This is a genomic window from Schaedlerella arabinosiphila (assembly GCF_003885045.1).
Taxonomy (GTDB): Bacteria; Bacillota; Clostridia; order Lachnospirales; family Lachnospiraceae; genus Schaedlerella; species Schaedlerella arabinosiphila.
Genome location: NZ_RHJS01000003.1, coordinates 1 through 9,535, shown reverse-complemented (window position 1 = coordinate 9,535; position 9,535 = coordinate 1). Strand labels below are relative to the sequence as shown.

The window sequence follows — 9,535 nt, the reverse complement described above, 5'->3', positions numbered from 1 at the left end:
TGTTCCAATAATGGGCCGGGCAGGTGTAATCCATTGCGGTTCTGAGGCTGAATATCTGGACAGAACTGCAGCGCTGCTGATGGAAATAGGAGTATAGTTCGTAAGGCTCATAGCACAGGATCTTTCGAAATCGGCTCTTCCCGAGATAGGGCAGCATCAGGTCAAGGATTCGTCAGGTTGCTTTTGGAATAGTAAAAAAATTGTTTCCCGGCATAGATTAAAATCAGTTCCCTCTGCTGATCATTTACGGCTTCTACAGCAGCAGCGGAGTCTTTAAGAGACAATTTAAAAATAACGTGATCTGAGCCGGATCAGCGGAGTCAAGATTTATGGAAGCGGTTTGTACAAGCAAATCCTCCGGACATTCCCACACAAATTGGCTTTCGCTCCAGGGGATTCTCAGTTTCATCAATCTCGGTTTTATCTGGGCCGTTTTGCGTGTAGGAGGCTTTTATTTTCTGTATCGGCAGTAGAGACGTATTCGCTTCGTCCGGTACAGCCGCAGTAATAGAGGGTTTCGTTCCATCCTCTGCAGTGACGGCGGATATCTTGGAAGCAGATGAATCCGATCCATCCGGTACAGTAGATTGCGCTGCCTGGTCTGATGCAGTGTTGAAAGGCCTTTTGGGATGGAAGAGTTTTCCGTAAACGCCGCCGCAGTTGCCTTCCCGGAACCGGAAGACTTGTATGTGTGCTTGTTGCGGAACGCTCCTTTCCGGGAGCTTCTTGCTGTAAGTTTCTGTCCCTTGCCGCTGCAGGTCTTTTTTCCAGTCAAAATCCTTCCAGGCAGGCGCTTTTGGCCCTTCCTTTTTCCCGGAATCTGCCATACTCTCAGAGGATGGAATATCAGCCTTTTGAACCTCCTGTTCCGGACCGCATACACCATCCGCCTCACGGTATGATAACTGAAAGCATTCTTTTAAAATCCGATGGATTTCCTCTGGCCTTATATCTTGAAAATGACTGTGGAACAGTTATCCAGATATTTTTTGGCAATCTTAAGATCCGCGGCAGAAAGCTTATCCTTATTATTTTCTTCAGAGATGTGATGATCTTATCTGTGACGGACAGCATGTCTTTCTGGGACCTTGGAACCTTTTCCAGGTATTCAAAAAGCCAGACGGTTCAGCGGCACGACAAGGACAGCCGGATTTTTCAGACACAGGGATCATTGCACGGAAATGACGGCAGGTGACCCCGGGCGTTTATCAGACTTTGCAGATGGTTCCAGCTTGTAAGCGCATATCCGATCAGAATGGATTCCTGGATTTCGAACTGATTTTTATACAAAGGGGAATATGCGCAAAGCTGGCAGATGGAATTGCATTTATACTGTGAGATAATGGTGAAACATAATTCCACATGATCCATATCTAAATCTCCTTTTTGACATCCGATGGAATGATATGGTTGCCTGCAAAAATGCCAATAAGTTCCTCATCAACGGAACCTGTTCGGGATATTTTGCGCGGTACGCAGACCTTGTGACGCTGAAAATCCTCTGTGCGTTCGGGCTTCCGTCTTTATTTCGGATATATTGATGACAGGCGGGGATGCAGAATTGTTTTTCATTGGAAAAACCTCCTCGTAAAGTATCTTGTCTTTACTACTAACCTATCAAACCACCCCGGAAACCTCAACAGATAAAATCGAAAAGATGTCCTATAATATAGAAGAAACAGACATTCAAGACCTGGCTGTCGCAAAGAGGAAGCTGCGGCTCCCAGGTGGAATTGAAACTTTAAAGCGCATCAGATATAATGTAGCCATATTTTTTATGAGCAGGCCAAAGTGCGGAAAGCTTTTCGAACAATCCCTGGAAACAGGTAAGGAGAAAGCTCTCTGTCTTTGGTCTTTTTTTCGGCCTGCGGTACCGGGAAAGGAGGGATGTGCGGCCGGAGACAGAGAACTCCGCGTGAAAACAAGACGAAGGAAACGGAACAGATATTAGGAGGATAAGACGATGTTGAAAAGACAAAGGGTGATATCCGGTGTGCTCGCGTTGCTGATCGGATGTTCAGCAATCATGAATCCCGGAATCACCGCATCTGCTGCTGAGACGGCAAAGCCGAATGTTCAGACCGCACCGCAGGCAGAGGAAGAAGGGCAGCCTGCCGCGGCTGATGACCTGCTGTACGATGAAGGGGCATCCGATCTGCCTACATTTTCGGAAATGCGGGACCGCTTACTGGAGAAGGAATTTGTGATCGCCGATGATATCACAATAGAAACAGGAGCTGATTTTGATATTTCCAGCGACTACAGGGATATCGCATTTTCAGAGGATAAGGTCAGAGTGGTATTTAAAAGTGCGGTAAAGGAAACACTTGAACATTTTCAGCCGGACCAGCCGGGGACATATCAGGCCGTTTATGAGGTGTACCCGGTCAGGGATGAGAACCTGGCCTATCAGGTGCATCGGATGGTGACGATAAAAAGCAAAGAACCGGAAACACAATCCGGGGAAAATAAAAAAAACCAGGAAGAGGAGGCAGACAGCGATGAGGATGCGGGGGAAAGCTCCCAGGAAGAGGGAGATCAGGATTCAAAGGAGGATACAATACAGACAGCTCCGGAATCAGACGATCAGACTCCGGACAAGAATGGAGAACCGGGGCAGGATGCCGGCCGGAAAGAAGGGAAAGAGGATACCGGTCTGACGAAAGAGCCTGAACCGGAGGAAGATGTGCCGGTTTCGGACGAGGAGACAGAGCTCGTTGCCCTGGATGCGGAGGAGAACCTGTTCGTATCCGTGGTCCCGGTCAGGATGTCTATGCAGCGCAGTGCAGAAGTGACTCTGGTGAAGGGGAAAAATCTAAAGTACCCATCGAACCTGGGAAACTATGAAACAGATTATTTCTATGTAAACGGAAAGATCGCGTACTGCCTGGAATCTGCCAAAGGGACCCCGCCGGACGCAGGATATGTTGCAGAGGTTCTCGACTCTAATGCGAACCTGCAGAAGGTACTGTACTATGGATACGGCGGACCAGGGGATCTGACGGATCAGTTCATGCCCCAGTTTGATGCAGATACAAAATATGTTTTTACACATATCGCAGCCAGCTATACATATGCCGGAATCGAAGGATTTCACGGATGTACGATGGAGGATTTGCAGGCGACCGGCGTAATGGGGTATATCGACTATCTGCTGTCGCAGGAGAATCCGCCGGTCGCGGCACTCAGCCTGAATACGGATCATGAAACCGCATATCTTGACGGAGAGTCCCAGAGGACGGATATATTTGAGCTGAGAGGCGACCACAGGAATTATATTGTCCTGGACATTCCGACCAGGGTGACTTATCATAATGCATCCAACGGGGACAGACAGACCGGAGGGACGGTCAACATCTATGGCGGGGACCAGTTTTATTTTACAGCGCCGAAGGATATGTCCGGTGAATGGACTACGAAAAACATGAAGGGGCAGCTTGGCGCCCAATGGAAGACATTGGTGCTCAGTACCGGAAGTACGACCCAGGACATCGGATACGGCGATTTTATTGAGGAGGGTGCAAGCTCCGTGCGTTTCACCGTAAAATGGCTGGATATGTCGAGGATCACTGTAAAGAAAAAGGACCAGGATACTAATGCGGATCTTTCCGGCGCAGTCTTTGGAGTATACTCAGACGCGGGATGCACGGACCTGATCAAAACAATGCCTGCCACAGATGAGAAGGGGAGTGCATCTGTTGAACTGGAAGGCGCGCCGGATACCGTATATTTAAAAGAACTGACGGCGCCTGCAGGCTACTGTCTCAGTACGGAAACCTGCAATGTCAGGCTGGTGCGCGGAGGAAATACAGACATCACTGTGAAGAACAAGGAGCAAAAAGGAAAGATCAGGATCAGCAAAGAAGGGGAACGGCTCTCCTCTGCAGAAGCAGGCGAGACGGCGGAATTTATTTATAATGATTCCGCATTTTCCGGTACTACATATTCTATCTATGCGGCGGAGGATATCAAGAGCCAGGATCAGAAGACGGTGATCTATCCGGAAGATACGCTTGTGGAAACCCTGGAAACAGAAGCAAACGGGGAGGCTGTCTCCCAGGAGCTGCACCTTGGAACATACCGTGTCGTCGAGAGGAAAGCACCGGATGACCTGACCATCGGAAAGACCGATGCGGAAACGACAAGAGAGGTGACTCTGGAATATGCCGGGCAGGAAGCGGTCCTGGCCCAGGCAGAAGCGGATTACAGAAATGAACGGCCCAAGGTCAATGTAAAGGCTGTGAAAAAATCCTGGAATGACGATGCACTGCTCTCAGGCGCAGAGTTCGGGCTGTATGCGGGAGACGATATCCAGGTTGACGGGAATACAGTCTTTCCAAAGGATACCCTGATCCAGTCCGCAATCAGCGGCAGCGGCGGGGCTGCGGTATTTACCGCCGACATCCCGATCAATCACAAGTATTATATCCGTGAAATACAGGCGCCGGAAAAATACTGCGGCTCGGATGAACGTTTTGAGTTCACATATTCTTATAAAGACGGCAATACCTATGAATATGAGTTTTCACATGAATTTCAGGATGAGGAAGTACGCGCGGAAATCCACATCGAAAAGATCGACAGGGAGACGGAACAGTTTCTCAGCCAGGGGGATGCCGTTCTCGCAGGCGCGGAGTATGGGCTGTTTGCTGCGGAAAATATCGAACACCCCAATCAAAAATCCGGAACCTTATACCAGAAGAATGATCTGGTTGATAAAGGACGGATCAGTGAGGAAGGTACACTGGACTTCACAGATCTGTACCTGGGAAACTATTTTGTAAAAGAGCTGGAGCCCGCGGCAGGATATCTGCTGGATGAAACAGAATACCCGGTGGATGCCTCCTATGAAGGCCAGGACGTCAAGCTTGTCAGCCGCCAGGTGACTGTAAAGGAGACAGTAAAAAAACAGGCGTTCCAGTTGATCAAAACGGGATCGGACGGGGAACAGACAGAAGCTGACCTGCTGCAGGGAGCCGGATTCAGGGTATATCTGATCCGTTCTCTGGAAGGGGTAAAGGACGGCAGCATCAAACCCGATGATTCGGGCCGCTATCTGGCAGAACAGTTCCGGGAATATGACTTTTCCGAAGAAACGACTGCGCTGGATTATTCCGAAGACAGCGAAGGGGTTCCTATGCCGGAATTTTTTACAGACGAGAAAGGGTATGCGTGCAGCGGCGAACTGGCCTACGGGGAATATGTGGTCGTAGAATCAACGGTGCCGGAAAATTATTCTCCCATCGACCCGTTTCTTGTCACAATCCATGAGGACAGCAGAGAGCCGCAGCAGTGGAGGATATTTACGGATTATGAACTTGGGGCAAAACTGAAAATTTATAAGATCGACAGCGCCAGCAAGCGCCCGATCCTGCATGGAGGCGCGGCCTTTCGGATTTACGACATTGGGAAAGAGGAGTATGTAAAACAGTATATACATTATCCGGAGACAAAAGAGCTTACGGAATTTGTGACATCCGATGATGGATACCTGATGACGCCGGAAAAGCTGAAAGCAGGGCGGTACCGTCTGGAAGAGGTTTTGGCACCGGAGGGCTATGTAAAAGGCGGGCCGTTGGAATTTACTATTGATTCTGACACGCCCTATGAGATTGAGGGAGAGACCGGAGTTGCCGTGATCAAGCTGGAATATGAAAATGACCGCCAGACCGGAACCCTGCGTCTCCTGAAAAAAGGCGAAAGGCTGTCCGGCTATGGGGAAAGTCCCAAAAACATCCTGCAGAGGTTCGGGGAATTTCTGGGTGTGCTGAAAGAAGATGAAACAGAACCGGAATTTTTCTATAAGGAGCAGTGCGTGGAAGGCGCTGAATTTGCGGTTTTCGCAGCAGAAGATATCAAAAGCCCGGATCATCAGTGCGATGAAAACGGAAATCAGATCCTTCTATATAAAAAGGATGAGCTTGTTTCTAAATTGAAAACCGATCAGGAAGGAAAAGCCGAACTTTCCGGGCTGCCCCTTGGGTCGTATAAAATATCAGAGACTGCCGCAGGGGAAGGCTTTATATTGAGCGAAGAGGAACAGGAGTTTACGTTGGAGTACGGTGGGGATGAGGCTGAGATAGTATACCATGACAGTACATTTGTCAACAAGAGGCAAAAGGCATCCCTCCGGATCATGAAGCAGGATGCGGAAACGAAGGAACCGGTAGCGGGAACCCTGTTCGGGCTTTATGCGGCGGAGGATATTCTGTCTGCGGATGGCGCGGTCCTCGTTCCGGCAGATACATGGATTGAGACGGCTGTCTCAGACGAGGAAGGACTGGTCTGTTTTGCAAAGGATCTTCCAATTGCGCATTACTACGCAAAAGAAGAACAGGCGGCGCCGGGCTATATCCTGAACGGAGAGCTGGTTGATTTCGATCTGAAAAACGGCAGCCAGGAGGAAGAGGTATTGACCGTCACTGCGGAGGTTACAAATGATTTTACGAAAGTAGACATCTGCAAGGTAGATATCGGCGGAAAAGATGTGATCGGGGCTAAGCTTACGATCCGGGATTCCGAAGGGAATGAAGCGGCGTCCTGGACTACCGGACGGCATGCCCCCACCGGATCGACCGCCTGGAGCCGGGGGATTATGTCCTGATCGAAGAGCAGGCGCCCGACGGCTATCTTATGCGGAGGAAGTTCCCTTCACGGTCCTGGATACGGGAGAGATCCAGAAGGTTGAGATGGTGGATGAATATGAAAAAACAGGGACTATTTCTGTAGAAAAGGTCGGAGATATGCTGACAGGTACGACTTCCTACGATTCTGATTTCGGAAAATCAACCGTATGGAATATGAAAAGCGGCCGCTCCCGGGAGTGGAGTTTACGATCTATGATGAAAACGGAGAAGCGGTGGAAGTGATCACCACAACGGAAGAGGGGAGAGCCGTATCCAAAAAACTCCCGCTGGGGAAGTATATTTTAAAGGAGACCAAGACTCCCTCCGGGCTTGCCATGAACTACGAGGAATACGAGGCGGTGCTCATAGAAGACAAGGAAGACGCAGTCGTGGATGTCAGCCTGGACATTGAAAATGACGTGATCGATACGGAGATCAACGTATATAAGGTGGGAGAAATGCTTAACTCCGGGGATGGGACATTCGGCTATGGAAAAAAAGCCGCTGGAGGGTGTTTACTTCGGGATCTACACTGACGAGGAAATCCGGAATTACCGCAATGAGAGCGTCCTGCCTGCGAACAGTCTGATCGGGGTCATCAAGACCAACAAGGAAGGAAGGCCACATTGAAGGCAGCCCTGGTATCCGGCCATTACTATTATAAAGAGCTGCAGACATTGGAAGATATGTGCTGGATGAGGAAAAGCACGGATTTGAGCTGACCCTGGAAAATGAGCCGCTCACGGTATTTGAGGTCAACAAGGAAAATCCGGCGCTGAATATGCTTATGAAAGCAAATGTGAAACTGGTCAAGATCGATGCAAATGAGGAAAATAAAAAACTGGCCGGAGCGGAATTTGAACTTTTCATGGCATCCGGAGAACAGATTGGTACTTATGCCACAGATTCCAACGGAGAGATCAATATGAAAGACCTGGGTTATGGGGAGTATTATTCCAGGAAAAGAAAGCGCCGGACGGATACCAGAAGCTGGCGGACAACATCGAATTTTCTATGAAAGGGGAGGACATTACGATCACCTGCAGGAACCACAGGATACCGGACACCAAAGTACCGAAGCTCGGCTTTCATGAAAGTACTGGCAAAACTCGCCCTGATCTTTGTGGCCGCGGGAATGACCGTGCTGGGAATCGGATTTGCGGGTATATCGAAAGAAAAGATCTTCGCGAAAGGATAAGTGGATGGATGATCACTGGAAATTTTTCCGGAGGGGATATGAAAAATAGAAACAAAAAACAGTCTTACCGTATGCTTCTTTCTGGCAGGTGCGGTGGTTATTCTGACAATCGGATATCAGATCTACGCCAGCCTTACTATGAAGCGGAAAGAAGAAATAAATACGAAGATCAGATCATAGAAGCGTATTTGGAACAGAAAGAAAATGGAAATCCGGAGGAAAAACCGACAGAGGAAAATCCGACGGAATACCTGTACAGCGATGTAGGGGAATATGCATTTCAGGGAAAAATGGATTGTATCCTTGTGATCGACAAGATCAATCTGAAGAAGGCAGTTATCCGGGAAATACTTTTGGGCGATAATGAAGTAAACCTGTCACGGTACTACTTTGTAACTGCTGACCTGACACAAAAACCTGGGCGGAAATTATATCATATATGGACATTGTTCTGATACATATGGACATAGCTTTAACCGTCTGGAGGAATTAAATATCGGGGATACATTCTACATTTTACAGGAAAATATGAAGTATTATTACAGGATAGAAGCAGTGGACCGGGTACTCCGTTCGGAGAGCAATCCCTATTTCCAAGCTTTGAAAAACAGAGTGACTTTCGTATCCTGTGAAAAAAATATTGCTGCCGGATATACAGAAAACAGGGTGATCATTGTGAGGTCTATACAGACCGGTAAAGAATCAATACGGGAAAATAGTTCAAAAGAAAAAAGCCGCCTGCCCGCATTTTTAGAATAAAATGCAGCAGGCGGTTTTTCAGAAAACCTACAGGTAAAGTAAACATAGAAACTGTTTGAAATTTACCTTTAAAAAAGCTCTGGATCTACAGAGTTGTTCACATAATATTTTTCAATCAAATTTTCCCATAAAAATCAAATGACACGCATTGATAAACAAGTTTGACAGTAACTTTTTTTGCAGTATTCCATTCAAATCACGTTCAACCAATTTCTCTTTAATCATTCAATTTTAAAAATATCTTTACATATTCCGTAATATAGTTCTTACCTTTCTTTTAGAATATACCAATCCTCCTTTTAAAGATTTCACATCTTGACTTATTGTACAGCAACCCTCCTTTTTTAAAAATAAAAAACATCCATAAAGGATGTATTCCATGATTTTTGCAAACCCATCCCTGGGAATTTTACAATAAATTCTACATATGCAGACTTTATAAATAAATAAGATGTATAGATAAATTTTACTATCAGAAAATCAAAATGTCAAAAAAACAGCATATTTTTTTAGTTCTTTTTCAAATGATGTAAGAAAAGAACATGTAAACAATAGGATAGATAAAGAAACAAAAAAGTTTACAAAGACATTGATTTAAAATCATAGATCTTTCATAATGTTTTAAAGAATTGAAAAAAAATTCCACCTGTACGGTTGCAATCCGCGGTCGCATTTTCATTGCAATAAATTGCATAAAAATGTGACTGCGGATTGCAACCGTACAGGTGGAAAAAATTCGTAAATTTTGACAGGACAATTCAGCTATAGTAGAATAAAAATATGTATTTTATTTATTACTGTTTTCTGCATTTGCAGTTTATGTAGTGTAATTCCCCGAGATGGGTGTGCGCCCTAATTATAATTGCAGGGAAATTAAAAAAAGGAGGGTATAGTTGAGTTTATTGTTGCAGAAAAAACGAAGATAGAATACAAAATTGATAAGAGTAAAATC

At 46.5% G+C, this 9,535-nt stretch carries 8 protein-coding genes; 7 read left to right on the top strand and 1 reads right to left on the bottom strand.

Features of this window, described 5'->3' with window-relative positions; all coding sequences use genetic code 11:
• Positions 1–320: 320 nt before the first annotated feature.
• The gene (locus EBB54_RS29825) at positions 321–827 is read right to left on the bottom strand and encodes a hypothetical protein (RefSeq protein WP_125131147.1); all 507 of its coding nucleotides are present in this window, start codon (positions 825–827) and stop codon (positions 321–323) included.
• A 218-nt stretch (positions 828–1,045) separates the two neighbouring features.
• On the opposite strand from EBB54_RS29825, the gene EBB54_RS30315 reads away from it, so the two are divergent.
• From EBB54_RS30315 to EBB54_RS29800, 7 genes are all read left to right on the top strand, one after another.
• Positions 1,046–1,195 (top strand): hypothetical protein, encoded by a 150-nt coding sequence (locus EBB54_RS30315; RefSeq protein WP_154677820.1) that lies wholly within the window; start codon positions 1,046–1,048, stop codon positions 1,193–1,195.
• A gap of 768 nt (positions 1,196–1,963) precedes the next feature.
• Positions 1,964–6,604, top strand: a complete 4,641-nt coding sequence (locus EBB54_RS29820; RefSeq protein WP_125131145.1) for a SpaA isopeptide-forming pilin-related protein — start codon at positions 1,964–1,966, stop codon at positions 6,602–6,604.
• Between the two features lie 189 nt (positions 6,605–6,793).
• Complete coding sequence (locus EBB54_RS29815; RefSeq protein ID WP_125131142.1) at positions 6,794–7,162, top strand: prealbumin-like fold domain-containing protein; 369 nt, start codon at positions 6,794–6,796, stop codon at positions 7,160–7,162.
• The gene (locus tag EBB54_RS30310) at positions 7,116–7,256 is read left to right on the top strand and encodes a hypothetical protein (RefSeq protein ID WP_154677819.1); all 141 of its coding nucleotides are present in this window, start codon (positions 7,116–7,118) and stop codon (positions 7,254–7,256) included. The genes EBB54_RS29815 and EBB54_RS30310 overlap by 47 nt, the downstream gene beginning before the upstream one ends.
• 58 nt (positions 7,257–7,314) lie before the next feature.
• Positions 7,315–7,644: an MSCRAMM family protein gene (locus EBB54_RS29810; protein WP_125131140.1), complete on the top strand. Its 330-nt coding sequence runs from the start codon at positions 7,315–7,317 to the stop codon at positions 7,642–7,644.
• Between the two features lie 218 nt (positions 7,645–7,862).
• A complete protein-coding gene (locus EBB54_RS29805) occupies positions 7,863–8,279 on the top strand; it encodes a hypothetical protein (protein ID WP_125131139.1) in 417 nt (138 codons plus the stop codon).
• The gene (locus EBB54_RS29800; protein ID WP_125131149.1) at positions 8,242–8,583 is read left to right on the top strand and encodes a sortase; all 342 of its coding nucleotides are present in this window, start codon (positions 8,242–8,244) and stop codon (positions 8,581–8,583) included. The genes EBB54_RS29805 and EBB54_RS29800 overlap by 38 nt, the downstream gene beginning before the upstream one ends.
• Positions 8,584–9,535: the final 952 nt, after the last annotated feature.